The following is a 21,976-nucleotide window of genomic DNA, read 5'->3' as shown; positions in this document are numbered from 1 at the left end:
GATAAGCAGCTTTACACTCAGACCACAGCCGCCATCATGGGTTCGCCATGTCGACATTAAATGACGCAGATCGCCGCGAATACTACCGTATCGAGGATCTGATCGCACTGGAAATAACCCCGCTGTCGGCCTCCGAGGCCGCGAGCAGCGAAGTGTTGCAGGATGCGTCCCCACTGTTCAATTTACTCAGTGAACTGCACCTGAGCGAATTCGAGTCTCAGCACCAGCTGCGCCAGATCAGCGAGCGTGACCGTAGCGTTTCCAGCTACCTGAAAACCCTGAACAAACGTGTCGACCTGCTCAGCCAGATCGTTGCACAGACAGTGCTGGGAAAGATCGGCGAGCTGCAGCCGGTGACGCTGTCCGAAGGTGGCATCGAGTTCCACCACCCCCATGCCTGCGCGGTCGACAGCCACCTTTCGGTGAAAATGGTACTGATGCCCCAGGCCCTTGGATTGCTGCTGCGTGCCCGGGTCGTAAGGTGCCAGGCGCAGGACGGCGGTTACACCATCGATACCGAATTTGAATCCCTTAACGACACCCAACGTCAGTTGCTGGCGCGCTACATTTTGCAAAAACAGGCGCAGGCACGCCGCCTGGCCCGCGAACAAAACGAATCCGTACCCGAGTGACTACTCGGGCACTACCTATTAAGGAGCAACTGTGACCCTGATTTATGGCCATCGCGGCGCCAAAGGCGAAGCACCGGAAAACACACTTGCCAGCTTTGAGCAATGTCTCAAGCATGGCGTTCGTCGTTGTGAACTTGACCTGCACCTGTCCAGAGACGGCGAGCTGATGGTGATCCATGACCCAACCCTCAAGCGCACCACCGACCGGCGCGGCAAAGTCATCGAGCACACCGCCGCCGATCTTGTGACCTATGACGCACGCAAAGGCGGCCCCGGCTGGATGCAGCCATGCCCTATCCCGCGTCTTGAAGAGCTGTTCGAGAAATGCAACTTCGAGCACTGGCAGCTGGAAGTCAAAAGCGCATCCCGCACCCGGGCTGCAAGCACCGTACTGGCCATTCGAGAAATGGCGGTGCGCCACGGCATCATGGACAAGGTCACCGTCACCTCAAGCTCGCGCGAAGTACTCAAGGCCGCGCTGGAGCTGACCCCAGACCTGTCCCGCGGACTGGTAGCCGAATACGCCTGGCTCGACCCGATCAAGGTCGCGCAAAGTTATGGCTGTGAAATGCTGGCGCTGAACTGGACACTCTGCACCCCCGAGCGCCTTGAAAAAGCCCAGCGCCAGGGTTTGCATGTGTCGGTGTGGACAGTCAACGAACCCGCGCTGATGCGCAGGCTCGCCGACTTCGGCGTAGATAGCCTGATTACAGACTTTCCCGGTTTGGCCATTGCCACCCTCGGGAAAAGCTGAAATCGGTCTCCCCGGCCGGCTCAGGCCACCGGCCGGAGCCGCTCAAAAAAGCCGGTTAAGACCATCGTAAGCGGCTACCCGATAGGCTTCGGCCATGGTCGGGTAGTTGAACGTGGTGTTCACGAAGTACTTCAGGGTATTGAGATCACCCGGCTGGTTCATGATCGCCTGACCGATGTGCACGATCTCTGATGCCTGGTAGCCGAAGCAGTGAACACCCAGCACTTGCAGGGTTTCACGGTGGAACAGGATTTTCAGCATGCCCTGGGGCTCACCGGCAATCTGTGCCCGCGCCATGCTCTTGAAGAACGCCTTGCCCACTTCATACGGCACTTTGGCCAGGGTCAGTTCCTGCTCGTTCTTGCCGATCGAGCTGATCTCCGGAATCGTGTAAATGCCGGTTGGCACATCGTTCACGAAACGCCAGCTGCCGTTATCCACAATGCTGCCTGCGGCCGAACGGCCCTGGTCATGCGCAGCACTGGCCAGGCTTGGCCAGCCGATCACATCGCCCGCGCCATAGATATTCGGCACGCTGGTGCGATAGTTTTCATCAACGCTGATCTGGCCGCGGCCATTGACCTTGATCCCGATATTTTCCAGACCCAGCAGATCGGTGTTGCCGGTACGGCCGTTACACCAGAGCAAGGCGTCAGCCTTGATCTTCTTGCCGGACTTGAGGTGCAGAATCACGCCGTTTTCGACGCCTTCTACCCGCTCATATTCTTCGTTGTGGCGAACCGTGATGTTGTTGTTGCTGAAGTGATAGCTCAGCGCCTGCGAGATCTCGGAATCGAGGAAGCTCAGCAATTGCTCGCGGTTGTCCACCAGCTCGATCAACACCCCAAGACCGCTGAAGATCGAGGCGTATTCGCAGCCGATCACCCCGGCGCCATACACAATCAGCTTACGCGGGGTATGACCCAGGCTCAGGATGGTGTCGCTATCGTAGATACGCGAATGAGTGAAATCGATATCGGCCGGGCGATAAGGACGCGAGCCGGTGGCGATAATGATTTGCTTGGCCATCAGGGTTTCAACCACACCGTTGCTGCAGACCACTTCAATGGTTTGCTCATCGGTGAAGCTGCCGGTGCCGAAGAACAGGTCGACGCGGTTGCGCGCATAGAAACCGGTGCGCGAAGCCACTTGCTTGGAGATGACTCTTTCGGCGCTTTTGAGCACGTCCGGAAACGAGAACCAGCGCGGCTCACCAATGGCCCGGAACATCGGGTTGGTGTTGAACTGCATGATCTGGCGAACCGAGTGACGCAAGGCTTTGGATGGGATAGTGCCCAAGTGCGTGCAGTTGCCGCCCACCTGGCGCCGGCTATCGACCATTGCCACTTTGCGCCCTGCTTTTGCGGCGTTCATTGCCGCACCTTCTCCTGCCGGGCCGGAACCCAGTACCACTACGTCGTAGTTGTAGACAGCCATGCGTACTCCTCAGAACAGGCCGCAGCACCCATTTGGGCACCTGCGGCTAAATCATGTCGCGGCCAGCGCCATGAAGGATCAAAACGTGGGCACAGTCTATAGAAGCCTGAACGCCGCGAACATTAACCCTTGGTCTGGTCGAAAACTATTTTTGTCAGCCTGTCATCGTTCAGACGCGCGCGCCCTGCACGAGCGAGCTCTTCAAGGTCAAATGCTCGCGAGCAAGCGCGCTCCTGCAGAGATGTTCGTCATGCTTTCGCAAAACTGGCATAACCTTTAACAACACATCGATCAGGATCGCCTGCATGCGCCAGTTGTTGATCGTTCTTCTGCTGTCTTATAGCGCTGGCGCCTTGGCTGATGAGCCCGCGCGGCTCAAAGAAGCCAACTTTCCCGCGCAGTGGCAAGACGGCTCACACGTCATGGAGCGCAGAGGCCAGATCGTGCTGACGTATCTGTGGGCCGACATTTATGCTGCAGCACTGTTCACCCGGCCCGGCCTCAGCCCGCAACAGGCGTTCAATGAACAGCGCGACCTGCGCCTGGAACTGTTCTATCTGCGCGATCTCGATCACAAGGATGTAACCCGAGCCTCTGCCACCATCCTCAAACGCCAGCAGCCTGCAGCCACCCTCGCCCGCCTGGAAAAACCGCTGAAACAGCTGCAAGCCAGCTTTGGCGATATCAAACGCGGTGATCGTTACGCCCTGGACTATGACCCGCAACGGGGCCTGAACCTTGAATGCAATGGCAAAGTCATCTTCAACAGCCAGGATCCCGAACTGGCAAAGGCCTATCTTGGCATCTGGCTCAGCCCTGACGGACTGCCTGAAAAGCTGCGCCAGAGCCTGCTGGCACAAACTCCCTGAGCCTCCTGTAGTTGCAACAGCAGTTGCCTACACAAGCCGATACACATATCGTTACAAAACTGTTTTGCACAACGGCGCACGCCTTGATCTTGCAGTGTGGACGAGTAAAAAACATGGATTACGCATAAAACAGATAACAGCGGGTGATTTCTGATGGCCTCCAGTACGGGCAAAGGCAAGGCGATTTTTCGCGTTGTCAGCGGTAACTTTCTTGAGATGTTCGACTTCATGGTCTTTGGCTTCTACGCCACGGCCATTGCCAAAACCTTCTTTCCGTCCGACAGCGCATTCGCGTCATTAATGCTCGCCCTGGCCACTTTCGGCGCAGGCTTCCTGATGCGTCCATTGGGCGCAATCTTTCTCGGCGCCTATATCGACCGTCATGGCCGCCGTAAAGGCCTGATCATTACCCTCGCCCTGATGGCCATGGGCACCGTGCTGATTGCCTGTGTACCGGGCTACGCCACACTGGGTGTCGCAGCTCCGCTACTGGTGTTGCTCGGTCGCTTGCTGCAAGGCTTTTCGGCGGGCGTGGAACTGGGCGGTGTGTCGGTATACCTGGCGGAAATCGCCACCCCCGGTCGCAAAGGCTTCTTCGTCAGCTGGCAATCGGCTAGCCAGCAAGCAGCCGTGGTCTTCGCCGGCCTGCTGGGTGTTGGCCTCAATCACTGGTTGAGTCCGCAAGACATGGGTGACTGGGGCTGGCGCATCCCGTTCCTGATTGGTTGCATGATCGTGCCGGTGATCTTTGTCATCCGTAAATCGATGGAAGAAACCCCTGAGTTTGAAGCGCGGACGCATCACCCTACCCTGCGTGAAATCGTACGTTCCATCGGTCAGAACTTTGGGCTGGTACTGGGCGGCATGGCGCTGGTGGTAATGACCACCGTGTCGTTCTACCTGATCACCGCGTACACCCCGACCTTCGGCAAGTCAGAACTGCACCTGTCGGACTTCGATGCGCTACTGGTGACGGTGTGCATTGGCCTGTCGAACTTCTTCTGGCTGCCAGTCATGGGCGCGCTGTCCGATAAAGTGGGGCGTAAACCGCTGCTGCTGGGCGCAACCATACTGGCGATCCTGACCGCTTATCCGGCGCTGTCCTGGCTGGTAGCCAACCCGAGCTTCAGCCATCTGCTGATCGTCGAGTTGTGGTTGTCGTTCCTGTATGGCTCGTATAACGGTGCCATGGTCGTGGCGCTTACCGAAATCATGCCGGTTGAAGTGCGTACCACTGGATTCTCGCTGGCCTATAGCCTGGCGACTGCGACCTTCGGTGGTTTTACCCCGGCGGCCTGTACCTACCTGATCCACGTGCTGGACAACAAGGCTGCACCGGGCCTGTGGCTGACAGGTGCCGCCGTACTGGGCCTGATTGCAACCGTGGTGCTGTTTCGCGGCAACAAACATGAACTGCGCACGGCTCAGGCCGCAATCCCGGGCAACAGCTAAGGCTATGCAGGGGCGAGGCAAGCTCGCTCCTACAGTTTTGCCGCACACACAAAAACGCCCCGAACCAGTCGGGGCGTTTTCAGTTGCGGCGGTTGCTTAGCGCGGGAACGCTGGCGGGTTGACCCCGGCCATGTCTTCCATCACGCGAACTACCTGGCAGCTGTAACCGAATTCGTTGTCGTACCACACGTACAGCACAACGCGGTTGTCATTGCAGATAGTGGCTTCAGCATCGACCACACCGGCGTGACGCGAACCTACGAAGTCAGTGGAAACCACTTCCTGGGAGTTCACGTAGTCGATTTGCTTGTGCAGATCGGAGTGCAACGCCATGTAGCGTAGGTACTCGTTCATTTCTTCACGGGTCGCCGGCTTCTCAAGGTTCAGGTTGAGGATGGCCATCGAAACGTTTGGCGTCGGAACGCGGATCGCGTTACCGGTCAGCTTGCCGGCCAGCTCGGGCAGAGCCTTGGCAGCAGCGGTGGCAGCACCGGTTTCGGTGATAACCATGTTCAGCGCGGCGCTACGGCCACGGCGATCGCCCTTGTGGAAGTTGTCGATCAGGTTCTGGTCGTTGGTGTACGAGTGAACCGTTTCAACGTGACCGTTGACGATGCCGAACTTGTCGTTGACAGCCTTGAGCACCGGCACGATGGCGTTGGTGGTGCAGGACGCCGCCGAAATGATCTTGTCGTCTGCGGTGATTTCGCCGTGGTTGATACCGTGAACGATATTTTTCAGCTTGCCTTTGCCCGGAGCGGTCAATACAACGCGGTCAATGCCAGGGCATGCCAAGTGCTGGCCAAGGCCTTCGGCGTCACGCCATACACCGGTGTTGTCCACCAGCAATGCGTTTTGAATACCGTACTGGGTGTAGTCCACTTCAGTCGGGTTCTTCGCGTAGATCACCTGGATCAGGTTGCCGTTGGCGGTGATGGTGTTGTTGACCTCATCGATCACGATGGTGCCATCGAACGGGCCATGTACCGAGTCACGACGCAGCAGGCTGGCACGTTTGACCAGATCGTTGTCGGCGCCTTTACGCACCACGATGGCGCGCAGACGCAGACCGTCGCCGCCACCGGTTTTTTCGATCAGGATGCGCGCCAGCAGACGGCCGATACGACCGAAGCCGTACAGCACAACGTCAGTGCCTTTGCGTGCAGAAGCATTCTGCTGACCCACTACATCGGCCAGTTCTTCGCGCACGAACTGCTCGGCAGTACGGCCATTGCCTTCGGCCTTGAATTTAACGGCCAGCTTGCCCAGGTCTACCGAAGCAGCGCCGAGCTTGAGCTCGCTCATTGCTTTGAGCAGAGGGAAAGTTTCGTGTACGGACAATTCGCTGTCATCGGACTGGCGATGACGCGCAAAGCGGTGAGCTTTGAGAATCGCGATGACTGAACGGTTGATCAGGCTGCGGCCATAGATCGAACTCACCACATTGTTATTGCGGTAGAGCTGACCGATTAGCGGGATCATCGCTTCTGCGAGTGCTTCACGGTCGATCCATTCACCAAGACACTGGTCGGGCTTCTGAGTCACGGGAACCTTCCACATGTAGGGGCTGAAAAAAGGGGCTACATTATGCCGCTGCCTCCCTGCATGGGCAATGCACGCCTGTCATACGTCATAACTGAAACGTTTAAGCACCCGTAAATAAAGGCGAATAAATTTATAACACCCATCATTTCATGGGCTTGTAGCCCTTGAGCAACCCTGCTGGCGCCCCCATGTCAGGTATCACACACAGATTTCAACACCCTCTTTAAAGACTGCAACTGACAGCCAGCCCCTTGGCCCGTTACAATTGCCGACTTTGTCGCAACGCTTGGAGCTCAACCTTCCGTGCCCGTCCTGCGTCTACCGAAACTCCCTGCCACTGCAGGTAAACAGCACTGGGGCAACCTGCCCGGTGCCGCCCTGAGCCTCGCAATCGCCGAAGCTGCCAGCGCCGCCCAGCGCTTCACCCTGCTCCTGACCGCCGACAGCCAAAGCGCCGAACGCCTTGAGCAGGAGTTGAGGTTTTTCGCGCCCGAGTTGCCGGTGCTGCATTTTCCCGACTGGGAAACCCTGCCCTACGATCTGTTCTCGCCGCACCAGGACATCATTTCCCAGCGTATCGCCAGCCTGTACCGGCTGCCGGAGCTGAGTCACGGGGTTTTGGTAGTGCCGATCACGACGGCCCTACATCGCCTGGCTCCAACCCGTTTTCTGCTGGGCAGCAGCCTGGTGCTGGATATCGGGCAGAAGCTGGACGTCGAGCAGATGCGGACCCGGCTTGAGGCCAGCGGTTATCGCTGCGTCGATACGGTGTATGAGCACGGTGAGTTCGCGGTACGCGGTGCGCTGATCGACCTGTTCCCGATGGGCAGCAAACTGCCCTACCGGATCGACTTGTTCGACGACGAAATCGAAACCCTGCGCACTTTCGACCCGGAAACCCAGCGCTCGATCGACAAGGTTGAGTCAGTACGCTTGCTGCCGGCACGCGAATTTCCGCTGCAAAAAGACGCCGTAACCCGTTTCAAGGCGCGCTTTCGCGAACGCTTTGATGTGGACTTCCGCCGTTGCCCGATCTTTCAGGACCTGAGCAGCGGGATCACCCCTGCCGGTATTGAGTACTACCTGCCGCTGTTTTTCGATGAAACCTCGACCCTGTTCGACTACTTGCCGGGAGACACACAAGTGTTCTCGCTGCCGGGTATCGAGCAAGCGGCGGAGAATTTCTGGTCTGACGTGCGCAACCGTTACGAAGAACGCCGCGTCGACCCGTCCCGCCCGTTGTTGCCGCCTGCCGAACTGTTCCTGCCGGTAGATGACTGCTTTGCCCGGCTGAAAAACTGGCCACGGGTAGTGGTCAGCCAGGACGACGTTGACACCGCCAGCAGCCGCGAACGCTTCCCGGCACGGCCGCTGCCGAATCTGGCGATCGAAGCCAAGGCCAATCAGCCACTGGCGGCGTTGTCCGGGTTTTTAGAGCAGTTTGATGGCCGCGTGCTGTTTACTGCCGAATCCGCCGGTCGCCGCGAAGTACTGCTCGAACTGCTGGAGCGTCTGAAACTTCGCCCGAAAACCGTCGAAAACTGGCCGGATTTCGTGGCCAGTAAACATCGACTGGCCATCACCATTGCACCCCTCGATGAGGGCCTGCTGCTGGACGATCCGGCGCTGGCACTGATCGCCGAAAGCCCGCTGTTCGGGCAGCGGGTGATGCAGCGTCGACGTCGCGAGAAACGCGCCGACGCCAACAACGATGCAGTGATCAAAAACCTTACCGAGCTGCGCGAAGGCGCACCGGTGGTGCATATCGACCACGGTGTCGGCCGCTATCAAGGGCTGGCGACGCTGGAAGTCGACAATCAGGTGGCCGAGTTCCTGACCCTGGAATACGCCGAGGGCGCCAAGCTCTACGTGCCCGTGGCCAACCTGCACCTGATCGCCCGCTACACCGGCAGCGACGACGAGCTGGCGCCACTGCATCGCCTGGGCTCCGAAACCTGGCAAAAAGCCAAGCGCAAAGCCGCCGAGCAAGTACGAGATGTGGCGGCCGAGCTGCTGGACATCTATGCGCGCCGGGCTGCCCGTGAAGGCCATGCGTTTGCCGACCCGAAGGCTGATTACGCGACCTTCAGCGCTGGCTTCCCGTTCGAGGAAACGCCGGACCAGCAAACCACCATCGAAGCCGTGCGCGCCGACATGTTGTCGCCCAAGCCGATGGACCGCCTGGTGTGTGGCGATGTGGGCTTCGGCAAAACTGAAGTGGCCATGCGTGCCGCCTTTATTGCCGTGCATGGCGGCCGTCAGGTGGCGATTCTTGTGCCCACCACCCTCCTCGCGCAGCAGCACTACAACAGCTTTCGCGACCGTTTTGCCGACTGGCCCGTAACGGTCGAGGTGATGAGCCGCTTCAAGTCCGCCAAAGAAATCAACGTTGCCGTGGCCCAACTGGCCGAGGGCAAGATCGACATCGTGATCGGCACCCACAAACTGCTGCAGGACGACGTCAAAATCAAAAACCTCGGCCTGGTGATCATCGACGAAGAGCACCGGTTCGGGGTGCGCCAGAAAGAACAGCTCAAGGCCCTGCGCAGCGAGGTCGACATTCTGACCCTCACCGCAACGCCAATCCCTCGCACCTTGAACATGGCCGTGTCGGGCATGCGTGATCTGTCGATCATTGCCACGCCGCCCGCCCGCCGCCTGTCGGTGCGCACCTTTGTCATGGAGCAGAACAACAGCACCGTCAAAGAGGCGTTGCTGCGTGAATTGTTGCGTGGCGGCCAGGTTTATTACCTGCACAACGATGTCAAAACCATCGAGAAATGCGCCGCCGAACTGGCAGAGCTGGTACCCGAAGCGCGGATCGGCATTGGCCACGGGCAGATGCGCGAACGCGAACTCGAACAGGTGATGAGCGACTTCTATCACAAGCGTTTCAACGTGCTGATCGCCTCGACCATCATCGAGACCGGGATCGACGTGCCGAGCGCCAACACCATCATCATCGAGCGCGCCGACAAGTTCGGCCTGGCACAGCTGCACCAGTTGCGCGGCCGGGTGGGACGCAGTCACCACCAGGCTTACGCCTACCTGCTGACACCACCGCGCCAGCAAATTACCGGCGACGCGCAAAAGCGTCTGGAAGCCATCGCCAATACCCAGGACCTGGGGGCCGGCTTTGTGCTGGCCACCAACGACCTGGAAATCCGTGGCGCGGGCGAGTTGCTCGGTGACGGCCAAAGCGGCCAGATCCAGGCCGTCGGTTTTACCCTGTACATGGAAATGCTCGAGCGCGCGGTGAAGTCGATCCGCAAGGGCGAACAACCCAACCTCGACCAGCCGCTGGGCGGCGGACCGGAAATCAACCTGCGGGTACCGGCCCTGATTCCTGAAGCCTATCTACCGGATGTGCACACCCGGCTGATTCTCTACAAACGCATTGCCAACGCCAGCGACGAAGAAGGTCTCAAGGATTTGCAGGTCGAGATGATCGACCGCTTTGGCTTGCTGCCTGAACCGACCAAAAATCTGGTGCGCATTACCCTGCTCAAATTGCAGGCCGAGCAACTGGGGATCAAAAAGGTCGACGCCGGGCCGCAAGGTGGACGCATCGAATTTGCCGCGGACACCCCGGTTGATCCGCTGGTGCTGATCAAGCTGATTCAGGGCCAGCCCAACCGTTACAAATTCGAAGGCGCCACCCTGTTCAAGTTCATGGTGCCGATGGAACGTGCCGAAGAACGCTTCAACACTATTGAGACGCTGTTTGAGCGTCTGACGCCGAAGTCGTCCTGAATGAAGCCCCCATGTCCCTGAGCCTGACACCGCAACTGACCAAACCGCTCGCACCGACCTGGGTCAGTCGCTTCAAGGAGCAATGCCTGGAGCGTGGTCGCAGCTACGCCAGGCAAAACCGCGTCAGGATTGTCCAGATCGGTGACAGCCTGATTACTGCAAGCTGTCAGGGTTCAGGCGAAAACACCTACCGCCAGACCATTCAACTGCGCGACTCGGCCAAAGGCACATTGCTGCTGGTGAGCGCCAATTGCACCTGCCCGGTGCGCGCCAACTGCAAGCACACTGCTGCCGTATTACTGAAGATTGAAGAAACCTTGAACTACCCTGCCGCTGCCCAGGACGCCGAGCTTCTGGAAAAACTCCAGGCCGTACTTGACTCACGTCGCCCTGCCAACCTGCCCGAAGTGCTGATTGACGATGTGCAGCCCGTGCCGCGCCTATGGCTGGCCAGTGCCGAATTCAGCGCCTTCGAACCGCGCAACGGCAAAATGCAGCGCTATATCCAGCACCGTGCCGCGCTGTCGTTCAATTACCTTGAGCAATACGCCAGCGGGCAAAAAAACGCCGACATCCTGATCCGCCAGGAACACCAGACCCTGCGGATCAAACGCCAGCCCGAGGCGGAAAACGCCTTTCGCGAGCAGTTGCGCACACTGGGCTTCAAAATTGCCACCCGCCAGAGCAAGGCGTTGCCTGAAAGCGCCGGCGAACTGTTTGAAATGGTCAATGACAGTGCCTGGCTCAACTTCACCCTCAATCAGATGCCCGGCCTGCGTGAACAAGGCTGGGAGTTGCAGATTGATGAAGACTTCGGTTTTGACCTGAGCCCGGTGCAAGACTGGTACGCCAGTGTCGATGAGGCCCCGGAGCACGACTGGTTCGACCTGGAGCTGGGGATCATCGTCAACGGCCAGCGCCTGAGTTTGCTGCCAATCCTGCTAAACCTGATGCGCTCCCACACAGACCTGCTGAGCCCCGAAAAACTGGCCAAGCGTCGGGACGACGATCTGATCCTGGTGAACATCCCCACTCCGCCCAACAGTGGCCAGGGCCCGCTGCAAGTAGCCCTGCCTTACGGGCGACTGAAACCGGTACTGGCGACCCTGGACGAGTTTTATCTGGGAGAGCCGGGTGCGACCAGCCTGCGCATCAAAAGTGCCGATGCGCCGCGCCTTAATGCTCTGGATGCACTGCCTTTACGCTGGGAAGGCGGCGAACACATTCGTGGTTTTGCCCAGCGCCTGCGCGATATCAAGGACTTCAGCGTCCAGGCCCCGGAGGGCCTCAACGCCAACCTGCGGCCGTATCAACTGGAAGGCCTGAGCTGGATGCAGTCACTGCGCCAGCTTGAGGTTGGCGGGATCCTGGCGGACGACATGGGGCTGGGTAAAACCCTGCAAACCCTGGCCCATATCCTGTGTGAGAAAAACGCCGGCCGACTGGATCGCCCGGCCATGGTGGTCATGCCTACCAGCCTGATTCCCAACTGGCTCGACGAGGCGGCGCATTTCACCCCGCAACTCAAGGTATTGGCGCTGTATGGGGCGACCCGCAAAAAGCATTTTGAGCACCTCAACGACTATGACGTGATCCTGACCACCTATGCCTTGTTGCCCAAAGACATTGAGCGACTGGCAGCACTGCCCCTGCATGTTCTGGTGCTGGATGAAGCGCAATACATCAAGAATCCCGGCAGCAAGGCTTCTCAGGCCGCCTGTGAACTGAATGCACGTCAGCGCTTGTGCCTGAGCGGCACGCCCCTGGAAAACCACCTCGGCGAGTTGTGGTCGCTGTTCCACTTTTTGCTGCCCGGCTGGCTCGGTGATGTCAAAACCTTCAACCGCGATTACCGGGTGCCGATCGAGCGCCAGGGCAGCGATGAGCGTTTGCAGCACCTGAATGCGCGGATCAAACCATTTCTGTTGCGCCGCACCAAGGAGCAGGTCGCGACCGAATTGCCGCCCAAGACCGAGATCATCCACTGGGTGGATCTCAATGAAGCCCAGCGCGATGTGTACGAAACCATGCGCCTGGCAATGGACAAAAAGGTGCGCGACGAAATCACCCGCAAAGGGGTCGGCCGCAGCCAGATCATCATCCTTGAAGCGCTGCTCAAACTGCGCCAGGTGTGTTGCGACCTGCGACTGGTCAGCGACACCCCGCCGAAAAAAGGCAGCACCTCCGGCAAGCTCGACAGCTTGATGCTGATGCTTGATGAGCTGTTTGCCGAAGGCCGGCGCATCCTGCTGTTTTCACAGTTCACTTCAATGCTCGGGCTGATCGAAGCCGAACTGAAGAAACGCAAAGTGCGCTACGCCATCCTGACCGGACAAACCCGCGACCGTCGCGCGCCGGTAAAGGACTTCCAGAGCGGCTCGTTGCAGATCTTTTTGATCAGCCTCAAGGCTGGCGGCGTGGGCTTGAACCTGACCGAGGCCGACACCGTGATCCACTACGATCCGTGGTGGAATCCTGCAGCGGAAAACCAGGCAACCGACCGCGCCTACCGCATCGGCCAGGAAAAACCGGTGTTTGTGTACAAGATGATTGCCCGCGGCACCGTGGAAGAGAAAATCCAGCACTTGCAGCAGGAAAAGTCGGATTTGGCGGCAGGTGTTCTGGATGGCCGGATCGCCGGAGACTGGAAACTGCAGGACGACGACATCGATGCACTGTTTGCGCCGCTGCCGCCGAAAATCGAAAAGCGCTGAAACAATGCCCTGCTGTAGGAGCGAGCTTGCTCGCGAGCTCTTCAAAAGCTCGCGAGCAATCGAGCGTCGACCGGCCGCTCCTACAGGTTCAAGCCCTTCAATCAATCAACTGAGCATCTCTGAGCGCACCCGTCGCCACCAGCCAGCGCGGGCTCTGGCGGTAGTCGGTGCTGGCCCATGCCTGGGCGCGCATGCGGGCAATCCGCGGCGAAGGGGCAACCTTCATGCGCTGCACCGCGCTAAGTGCCAGCTCTGCCGCCGCCCGGTCGTTGCACACCAGCCCCATGTCGCAACCGGCCGAAAGAGCCGCTTCTATACGGCTGGCCGCATCGCCCACGACATGGGCGCCAGCCATCGACAGATCGTCACTGAAGATCACGCCGTCAAACTCAAGCTCACCCCGCAAAATGTCCTGCAACCAACGACGGGAAAAACCGGCTGGCTGACTGTCGACTTGCGGATAGATCACATGGGCCGGCATGACAGCAGCCAGGTGCTTGCTCAACAGGGCAAAGGGAACCAGGTCGTGACTGCGGATCTGTTCAAGACTGCGTTCATCTACGGGAATCGCTACATGGGAATCAGCTTCTGCCCACCCGTGGCCGGGAAAATGCTTGCCGGTTGCAGCCATACCCGCGTCATTCATACCGCGAATAAACGCCCCGGCCAATAACGCCGCACGCTGCGGGTCGCCTTCGAATGAACGACTGCCAACCACTGCACTGCGCTGGTAATCCAGATCCAGCACCGGCGCGAAGCTCAGGTCCAACCCCACAGCCAGTACTTCGGTCGCCATGATCCAGCCACATTGTTCAGCCAGATACTCGGCATTGGGGTTATCGGCTATGGCGCGCATGGCAGGCAGACGCACGAAACCCTGGCGCAGACGCTGGACCCGTCCGCCCTCCTGATCGACCGCCAGCAGCAGGTCAGGACGAATGGCCCGAATCGAAGCACTCAGCTCGCGCACCTGGCGGGGATGCTCAATGTTACGGGCAAACATAATCAACCCACCCACTTCAGGCTGGCGCAGCAATTGCCGATCTTCAGCCGTCAGCCAGGTACCGGCGACGTCCACCATCAAGGAGCCTTGCAGGGCAGAACTCATGGGTAATCCTTTAAATAAAAAGCCGCGGACACAGCGCTACGGGCCTCAAGCAAATGAGGCAGCAACGAGTTGGGAACGGGGAATAAGTCAGGGGCAAACATGGCAGCTAGCTTAGCGGAACTCAGCTGCCACGCCCACCAGCAGCAGGTCAAACCTTGGCGCTGACCTGCGGGGTTTTAGTACGGGGACGCAGCTGGGCGCTGGCCATTGCCGGATCTACTACGCCGCTTTCAGCGCGCATGCCCGCCGCCAGGAAGGGCACCATCAGACGCATCACCTGCTCGATCGAGGTGTTTACCCCGAAGTCGGTTTCGGCAATGGCGCGCAGGGCCTTGATCCCGGACATGCTGAACGCCGCGGCGCCGAGCATGAAATGCACGCGCCAGAACAACTCCAGAGGCGGAATTTGCGGGGCTGCTTCATTGACCAGCAACATGTAACGGCGGAAAACCTTGCCGTACATGTCTTCAAGGTAACGACGCAGGTGGCCCTGGCTCTGGCTGAATGCCAGACCCAGCAAGCGCATGAAGATCGACAGATCATTGCCGCTGCGCGGTTGAATCACCAGCGCCTGCTCGACCAGCATCTCCAGCAACTCTTCAAGGGCGGGACGATTTTCCGGTTTGGCCTGACGGCGCTCAAGCTCGCGATCCAGGTTGGCGCAAAAAGGCCCCAGAAAACGCGAAAAAACCGCCTGGATCAGCGCTTTCTTTGAACCGAAATGGTAATTGACCGCCGCGAGATTGACCCCGGCCTTGCTGGTAATCAGCCGCAATGAGGTTTCGGCAAACCCTTTTTCCGCGAACAGCTGCTCGGCAGCATCAAGGATACGTTCAACGGTTTCCGACTGGGCCATGGCTACTCCGCCTGACAAACATTTAAACAGTTGTTTGAAACATACGTTTCAGCTTGTAAAAAGTCAAGGTGGCGTATTCACATTGCGACCGTGCAGTTTTGCATTTAATCACAGCCTCGGCCCGCAAGGTCGCAGCTGATAAAGTGCGCAACGCCCCAGGCGACCGTCCGGCGGACTCCTGGAAATGGGTGATTGCCAATCAGCTATCACTGTATATAATCCCAGTCACTGTATAAAAAGACAGAGCGATCAACATGCTAAAACTGACGCCACGCCAAGCTGAGATCCTGGCTTTCATCAAGCGATGCCTGGATGACAACGGATACCCGCCCACCCGTGCCGAGATCGCACAGGAGCTGGGCTTCAAATCACCGAACGCCGCCGAAGAGCACCTCAAGGCCCTTGCCCGCAAGGGTGCCATCGAGATGACTCCAGGAGCATCACGCGGCATTCGCATCCCCGGCTTCGAAGCCAAGTCCGACGAATCCACCCTGCCCATCATCGGCCGGGTTGCTGCCGGCGCCCCGATTCTGGCGCAGGAGCATGTCGAAGAGTCATGCAACATCAACCCGACCTTCTTCCATCCGCGCGCCGACTACCTGCTTCGGGTACAAGGCATGAGCATGAAAGACGTCGGCATCTTCGATGGTGACCTGCTTGCCGTTCATACCTGTCGCGAAGCCCGTAACGGCCAGATAGTCGTGGCCCGTATTGACGACGAAGTGACTGTAAAACGCTTCAAGCGTGAAGGTAACAAGGTTTGGCTAATCGCCGAGAACCCTGACTTCGCACCGATTGAAGTCAACCTCAAGGACCAGGAACTGGTCATTGAAGGCTTGAGTGTCGGCGTCATTCGCCGCTAAAGGAGGCTTCATGCAGTTCCCCCAAACACCGCTGCCAGCACAACTCACTCTGTTCGAGGCGTTCATGGCAAAACCAATGACCCCTGCGATCAAAGACGTGCTCGATTCACCCTGGAGCGCCGAACCTGAAGTATTCAGTGAATTGTCGCTGCGCGGTGCCGCCGGAAACTGCCTGAACCTGCTTGCTCCCATGCTGCGCGAACTGAGCGAACAACCGGACGACCGCTGGCTAACACTGATTGCACCACCCGCCAGCCTGACTCAAAGCTGGTTACGCGATGCGGGTCTGAACCGCGAACGTATTTTGCTGCTGCAGCCAAACGGCAATAAAAGCACGCTGCAACTCACCTGCGAAGCCCTGCGCCTGGGCCGAAGCCACACGGTAGTCAGCTGGATCAACCCGCTGAATACCGCTGCCCGCCAACAGTTGATTGGTGCGGCACGCACCGGTCATGGGCAAAGCTTGAATATCCGCCTGGGTTAAACCAATGACGCTGTCACAGGGCTTCTGCTGAACACAGAAGCCGGCCTGTGGCACGCGAGAGGCACGAGTCGCTTCTTAATGAAGAATATGCGGCCCGTCATCTTTTTCGAGCTCACCTTCGGCCAGCCGGCCGGCCATCTGCACACCTACGCTAAGCATGGCCTTGGCCACCTCTACGTGCTGCCCCTGAAGAAATGCCTTGGCATCTTCAGAGAAGCTCAGCGTCACCAAAGACCCTTCGTCTTCAGCCCGACGCAACTCGATACGGCCGTCTGGCAACTCGACAATTTCTAGAAAGGACGTTGGCATAAAAGTTTGTTCTCCACGAAAGCGCGGGATTATATCAGTCATCCCTTGGAAATTTCCCGGGATCTGTGCCGGTTTCATTACAGCCTGATGAATGACTGTACAGTTTTAACTTCGATCATCAGCACTCATTGAGGCCATCGCGAAAGCGGATCGCCAAAGACTTCAAATTCTGGCGCCACTCTTCCAGCGTTTCCCGGCTTAGCTCATGGGGCGTTTCGTCATCAAGATTGACCGCCACAATCAAGGGCTGGAAAACATCGGCCTTAACCTTTTTCGGCGCCTGCAACGGCTGATATAACGCTCCATGGGTGGCTATCAATTGGGCCAACCATGTCTGCGGCGCACGCGCCAGCTCAACCATTTCTGCCAATTCGGGGATGGCGATCGCCTCCAGCACCTCTTGAGTGAGTATCAGCTCAACCCTGGGCGCGCTAGCCTGAGGCAGACGGTAGAACCCCGCGATCTCATGACACAACCCCAGCAGCGCACCATACAAATGGAACACCGCCGACTCTCGCTCAGCCTGCACCAGCGCCTGAGCATTCATCGCCCGACCTTCGCCGGCCTTGTTCATGGCCTCCAGGGCCAGACCGGCGAAATAGATTTTCTGATTGGTACGGGTATAGAGTTCATGGGCCATGCGGGCGCGCTCCACAGCGAATTAGACAAGTGCAGCTGAGCAGTCTCAGGGATCAGGGGCGGCAGGTGCAAGCGCCAAAAGCTGGGCCCTCCTATTTGTAGCAGTTGCCGCAGGCTACGTCCTGCGACGCAGTCGTCGTAAAACAGGAGCCCCCCCGCTCGCAGGATTTACGATTGCTTCGCAACCGGACCTAGCCTGCGGCAACTGCTACATAGGCCAGTACAGGACAATCACAAAAAAACCGCGCAAGGCATGCAGCCCTTGCGCGGTTTTTTTGTTAAGCCGTCACGCTAAATCAAGCATCTTTCTCTTTACGCTTGTCTTCAACTTTCCAGCTCTTGCCGTCGTAGAAAGCACGCCAGCCGGTTGGTTTGCCCTCAACTTCAGTCTGCACGTACTGCTCTTTGGTCTTGCGACTGTAGCGAATTACCGCAGGACGACCATCCGGGTCTTTTTTCGGCGCCTCACACAGGAAGTGATACTTGGGATCGATCTCGTCTTTGTGCGGAACAATTTCGATCACCAGCGGCGCACGGGTCTCGCGGTTTTTCGGGAACTGACTGGCCGCCAGGAACAACCCCGAAGCACCGTCACGCAAGATATACGTGTCGTTGACCTTATCGCATTTGAGCTCCGGCATTTTCACCGGATCCATTTTCGGCGGCGCAGCCTCACCACTTTTCAGCAATTTACGGGTGTTCTTGCATTCAGCGTTGGTGCAACCGAAGAACTTGCCGAAGCGACCGGTCTTGAGCTGCATCTCGCTACCGCACTTGTCACACTCCAGGCTCGGCCCTTCGTAGCCCTTGATGCGGTAGCTGCCCTCTTCAATTTCGTAGCCCGTGCAATCCGGGTTGTTACCGCAGATATGCAGCTTGTGCTTCTCATCCAGCAGGTAAGCATCCATCGCGGTGCTGCAAATCGGGCAACGGTGCTTGCCCAGCAGGACCAGCGATTCGGACTCACCCTCGTCGTCGGCAGCAATTTCGTCGCCGGGTACGAGATTAACCGTAGCCTTGCAGCGCTCTTTAGGAGGCAGGCTATAGCCCGAGCAACCCAGGAACACACCGGTCGACGCAGTACGTATCTGCATCGGACGCCCGCATTCCTTGCACGGAATGTCGGTCATTACCGGCTGGTTGGCACGCATCCCGCCTTCCGGTGCAGCCGCTACTTCAAGTTTCTTTTTGAAGTCGCCGTAGAACTCGTCCAGCACGTTTTTCCAGTCGCGCTCACCGTGCGCCACATCATCGAGATTCTCTTCCATACCGGCGGTAAAGCCGTAGTCCATCAGGTCAGAGAAGCTCTCGGACAAACGCTCAGTAACGATGTCGCCCATTTTTTCGGAGTAGAAGCGGCGGTTATGCAGCGCCACGTAACCACGGTCCTGAATGGTGCCGATGATCGCAGCGTAGGTTGAGGGACGACCGATACCGCGTTTTTCCATCTCTTTAACCAGACTGGCTTCGGAGTAACGCGCAGGTGGCTTGGTGAAGTGCTGGCTAGGATCGAGTTCGATCAATTTCAGCACGTCGCCCTGCGCCATGTCCGGCAGCACGTCGTCGTCGCCCGGCTTGGCAATTTGCGGCATGACCCGGGTATAGCCGTCGAACTTCAGGATGCGGCCCTTGGCGCGCAGCTCAAAGTCACCGGCAGCGACGCTGACGGTGGTTGACAGGTATTTGGCCGGCAGCATCTGGCAAGCAACAAACTGGCGCCAGATCAGCTCGTAGAGCCGCTCAGCGTCACGTTCCATGCCCGACAGCTTGCTTGGATCGGTATTAACGTCAGAAGGACGAATTGCTTCGTGAGCCTCCTGAGCGCCTTCCTTGCTGCTGTACACGTTAGGTGCAGGCGGCAGGTAGGACGCACCGAACTCACCCTCGATGTAGTTGCGCGCCATTTCAACCGCGTCAGCCGAGAGGTTGGTGGAGTCGGTACGCATATACGTGATGTAGCCGGCTTCGTACAAACGCTGGGCCATCATCATGGTTTTCTTCACCCCGAAGCCCAGGCGATTGCTCGCGGCCTGTTGCAGGGTGGAGGTAATGAAGGGTGCAGAAGGCTTGCTGCTGGTCGGCTTGTCTTCACGCTTGGAGATGGTGTAGTTGGAGGCTTTTAGCTTCTCCAGCGCCGCCATGGCCTGAGTTTCGTTCAGCGGCTTGAAGGCTTCGCCCTTTTCACGGGCAACGTCGAAGCGCACTTTCGCACCCTTGGCAGTGCCAAGGTCTGCGTGGATTTCCCAGTACTCTTCGGGGTTGAACGCACGAATTTCACGCTCACGCTCGACCACCAGCTTAACGGCTACCGATTGCACACGACCGGCCGACAGGCCACGGGCGATTTTCGCCCACAGCAGTGGCGAAACCATGTAGCCCACCACGCGGTCGAGGAAACGACGCGCCTGCTGAGCGTTGACACGGTTGATGTCCAGCTCGCCCGGCTTGGAGAAGGCTTCCTGAATCGCCTTCTTGGTGATTTCGTTGAACACCACGCGCTTGTAGCGGCTGTCATCACCACCGATGGCTTCGCGCAGGTGCCAGGCAATAGCTTCCCCCTCGCGATCCAAGTCGGTTGCGAGATAGATGGTGTCAGCATCCTTGGCGAGCCGGCGCAGCTCTTCGATGACCTTTTCCTTGCCCGGGAGGATCTCGTACTTGGCTTTCCAGCCATGTTCCGGATCGACACCCATGCGCGAGATCAGCTGCTTTTGAGCTTTCTCTTTGGGCGACAGGGCCGGCACCTCACCAGCAGCAGCCTTGCCGCGCTTGGCAGCAGGTTCTTTGGTGGCGCTAGCCGAACCGCTGGTGGGCAGGTCTCGGATATGGCCGATACTCGACTTCACCACGTACTCGTTACCCAAGTACTTGTTGATGGTCTTGGCCTTAGCCGGGGATTCCACAATGACCAGCGATTTGCCCATGGATCAGAAAATTCCTGAATTCTAGAAGTGAAAGGCGGTTCGCGCCTGACGCGGCACCGCTATATATAGTGGCTACAAGGTGAGGTCAAGCACAGGGTTCTGCGCGACCTTGCCTTATGGCTTGGGGAAAATGCTTGGCTCAGCCTTTACCAGTGCGAAACGAGGGACTGTTTTGCCCTCATATTCGACCGTTTCAATGAACATCTGCAGCGGACGGACCCAATAGCCGAATTCACCATGCAAGGCCTGGTAAAACACGACTTCCTCTTCGGTCTCAGAGTGACGCGCCACATTGAACACCCGATATTGCGGGCCTTTATAGTGCTGATAGAGCCCAAGTTGTACCGACATGTTGCGCTCCCTAAAAGAAAAAAATTCAAAACACCCAAAAAACAAAAACCGGGGCACATGGCCCCGGCTTCCATCAACGCAACGCTTTAAACGCGTTCGAAGACAGTGGCAATGCCCTGGCCAAGACCAATGCACATGGTGGACAACCCGAAAGTGCCGCCATTTTGCTTCATCACATTGAGCAAAGTGCCGGAGATACGAGCACCCGAGCATCCAAATGGATGGCCCAAGGCGATGGCACCGCCGTGCAGGTTAACCTTCTCATTCATCTTGTCGAGCACTTTCAGATCTTTCAGCACTGGCAGGGCCTGTGCGGCGAAAGCTTCGTTGAGCTCAATGAAGTCGATATCGGCCATATTCAAGCCCGCGCGCTTCAGTGCTTTTTGCGTCGCCGGTACTGGACCATAGCCCATGATCGCAGGATCCACACCGGCAACTGCCATCGAACGAATCACCGCCAGCGGTTCAAGACCCAGGTCTTTTGCACGCTGTGCCGACATCACGATCATGCACGATGCACCGTCGGTGATCTGCGATGACGTGCCCGCCGTCACGGTCCCGCCTTTAGGGTTGAAGGCAGGCTTCAACGCCGCGAGGCTTTCCAGGGTGGTTTCCGGACGAATGGTCTCGTCATAGTCGAACATTTTCAGGAAGCCATTTTCGTCATAACCCTGCATAGGGATTATTTCGTCCTTGAACTTGCCTTCAATGGTCGCCTTGTGGGCCAACTGATGAGAACGCACGGCGAAAGCATCCTGCTGCTCGCGGGTGATGCCGTGCATCTTGCCCAGCATTTCAGCGGTCAGACCCATCATGCCCGAGGCTTTGGCCGCGTACAGCGACATGTGCGGGTTAGGATCAACGCCGTGCATCATGCTTACGTGACCCATATGCTCGACGCCACCCACCACGAAAACGTCACCGTTACCGGTCATGATTGCTTGCGCAGCAGTGTGCAGGGCGCTCATGGACGAACCGCACAGGCGGCTCACGGTTTGCGCGGCCGAGGTATGAGGGATCTGGGTCATCAGCGACGCCATGCGCGCGATGTTCCAGCCCTGCTCCAGGGTCTGGTTTACACAGCCCCAGATCACGTCTTCCACTTCGTTCGGGTCAACCTTGTTGTTGCGCTCCAGCACTTTGCTGATCAGGTGCGCAGACATGTCTTCAGCACGGGTGTTGCGGTGCATGCCACCCTTGGAGCGGCCCATCGGGGTGCGACCGAAGTCAACAATCACCACGTCTCTAGGATTCAAGCTCATAATTTCACTCTCACTCTAATGGGG

17 protein-coding genes are annotated in these 21,976 nt (G+C 58.2%); 8 read left to right on the top strand and 9 right to left on the bottom strand.

Annotation, left to right across the window (positions count from 1 at the left end; translation table 11 throughout):
- Positions 1–47: 47 nt before the first annotated feature.
- Together ACP7BO_RS04815 and ACP7BO_RS04810 are read left to right on the top strand one after the other, a co-directional pair.
- Complete coding sequence (locus ACP7BO_RS04815; protein ID WP_426208855.1) at positions 48–632, top strand: PilZ domain-containing protein; 585 nt, start codon at positions 48–50, stop codon at positions 630–632.
- Positions 633–663: 31 nt separating this feature from the next.
- On the top strand, positions 664–1,386 hold the full coding sequence (locus ACP7BO_RS04810; RefSeq protein WP_060691225.1) for a glycerophosphodiester phosphodiesterase: 723 nt from the start codon (positions 664–666) through the stop codon (positions 1,384–1,386).
- Positions 1,387–1,428: 42 nt separating this feature from the next.
- Here ACP7BO_RS04810 and sthA read toward each other — a convergent pair whose 3' ends face one another.
- Positions 1,429–2,823: a Si-specific NAD(P)(+) transhydrogenase gene (gene sthA / locus ACP7BO_RS04805; RefSeq protein WP_060691224.1), complete on the bottom strand. Its 1,395-nt coding sequence runs from the start codon at positions 2,821–2,823 to the stop codon at positions 1,429–1,431.
- Between the two features lie 305 nt (positions 2,824–3,128).
- Between sthA and ACP7BO_RS04800 the strand changes: the two genes are divergently transcribed.
- Positions 3,129–3,692, top strand: coding sequence for a chalcone isomerase family protein (locus tag ACP7BO_RS04800; protein WP_397456087.1), 564 nt, complete (start codon positions 3,129–3,131; stop codon positions 3,690–3,692).
- A 153-nt stretch (positions 3,693–3,845) separates the two neighbouring features.
- A complete protein-coding gene (locus tag ACP7BO_RS04795; RefSeq protein WP_073509072.1) occupies positions 3,846–5,144 on the top strand; it encodes an MFS transporter in 1,299 nt (432 codons plus the stop codon).
- Positions 5,145–5,240: 96 nt separating this feature from the next.
- Here the strand turns inward: ACP7BO_RS04795 and ACP7BO_RS04790 are convergent, their stop codons facing one another.
- Positions 5,241–6,704, bottom strand: a complete 1,464-nt coding sequence (locus ACP7BO_RS04790) for a glyceraldehyde-3-phosphate dehydrogenase (protein WP_397456086.1) — start codon at positions 6,702–6,704, stop codon at positions 5,241–5,243.
- 288 nt (positions 6,705–6,992) lie between these two features.
- On the opposite strand from ACP7BO_RS04790, the gene mfd reads away from it, so the two are divergent.
- The gene (mfd, locus tag ACP7BO_RS04785) at positions 6,993–10,442 is read left to right on the top strand and encodes a transcription-repair coupling factor (RefSeq protein ID WP_426208851.1); all 3,450 of its coding nucleotides are present in this window, start codon (positions 6,993–6,995) and stop codon (positions 10,440–10,442) included.
- An 11-nt stretch (positions 10,443–10,453) separates the two neighbouring features.
- Positions 10,454–13,156, top strand: coding sequence for an SNF2-related protein (locus ACP7BO_RS04780; RefSeq protein ID WP_397456084.1), 2,703 nt, complete (start codon positions 10,454–10,456; stop codon positions 13,154–13,156).
- Positions 13,157–13,253: 97 nt separating this feature from the next.
- Here the strand turns inward: ACP7BO_RS04780 and nagZ are convergent, their stop codons facing one another.
- A complete protein-coding gene (nagZ, locus tag ACP7BO_RS04775; RefSeq protein ID WP_426208926.1) occupies positions 13,254–14,252 on the bottom strand; it encodes a beta-N-acetylhexosaminidase in 999 nt (332 codons plus the stop codon).
- 160 nt (positions 14,253–14,412) lie between these two features.
- Positions 14,413–15,120, bottom strand: coding sequence for a TetR/AcrR family transcriptional regulator (locus ACP7BO_RS04770; protein WP_060691218.1), 708 nt, complete (start codon positions 15,118–15,120; stop codon positions 14,413–14,415).
- 254 nt (positions 15,121–15,374) lie between these two features.
- On the opposite strand from ACP7BO_RS04770, the gene lexA reads away from it, so the two are divergent.
- Both lexA and sulA read left to right on the top strand, forming a co-directional pair.
- Positions 15,375–15,983, top strand: coding sequence for a transcriptional repressor LexA (gene lexA / locus ACP7BO_RS04765; protein ID WP_003446624.1), 609 nt, complete (start codon positions 15,375–15,377; stop codon positions 15,981–15,983).
- Between the two features lie 10 nt (positions 15,984–15,993).
- Positions 15,994–16,467 (top strand): SOS-induced cell division inhibitor SulA, encoded by a 474-nt coding sequence (gene sulA / locus ACP7BO_RS04760; RefSeq protein ID WP_397456083.1) that lies wholly within the window; start codon positions 15,994–15,996, stop codon positions 16,465–16,467.
- A 75-nt stretch (positions 16,468–16,542) separates the two neighbouring features.
- Here the strand turns inward: sulA and ACP7BO_RS04755 are convergent, their stop codons facing one another.
- The 5 genes from ACP7BO_RS04755 to fadA form a co-directional block, all read right to left on the bottom strand.
- Complete coding sequence (locus ACP7BO_RS04755; protein ID WP_426208848.1) at positions 16,543–16,776, bottom strand: hypothetical protein; 234 nt, start codon at positions 16,774–16,776, stop codon at positions 16,543–16,545.
- 118 nt (positions 16,777–16,894) lie between these two features.
- On the bottom strand, positions 16,895–17,416 hold the full coding sequence (locus tag ACP7BO_RS04750; protein ID WP_426208846.1) for a DUF6586 family protein: 522 nt from the start codon (positions 17,414–17,416) through the stop codon (positions 16,895–16,897).
- A 295-nt stretch (positions 17,417–17,711) separates the two neighbouring features.
- On the bottom strand, positions 17,712–20,339 hold the full coding sequence (gene topA / locus ACP7BO_RS04745) for a type I DNA topoisomerase (protein ID WP_426208844.1): 2,628 nt from the start codon (positions 20,337–20,339) through the stop codon (positions 17,712–17,714).
- A gap of 114 nt (positions 20,340–20,453) precedes the next feature.
- A complete protein-coding gene (locus tag ACP7BO_RS04740; protein WP_397456081.1) occupies positions 20,454–20,690 on the bottom strand; it encodes a DUF1653 domain-containing protein in 237 nt (78 codons plus the stop codon).
- An 86-nt stretch (positions 20,691–20,776) separates the two neighbouring features.
- Entirely contained in the window at positions 20,777–21,952 is a 1,176-nt protein-coding gene (fadA, locus tag ACP7BO_RS04735; RefSeq protein WP_060691213.1) for an acetyl-CoA C-acyltransferase FadA, read from the bottom strand.
- Positions 21,953–21,976: the final 24 nt, after the last annotated feature.

The sequence above is a fragment of the Pseudomonas sp. TWR2-1-1 genome (assembly GCF_049897045.1).
Taxonomy (GTDB): domain Bacteria; phylum Pseudomonadota; class Gammaproteobacteria; order Pseudomonadales; family Pseudomonadaceae; genus Aquipseudomonas; species Aquipseudomonas versuta.
The sequence above is the reverse complement of the archived record's forward strand: the minus strand, read 5'-3'. Positions and strand labels throughout refer to the sequence as shown.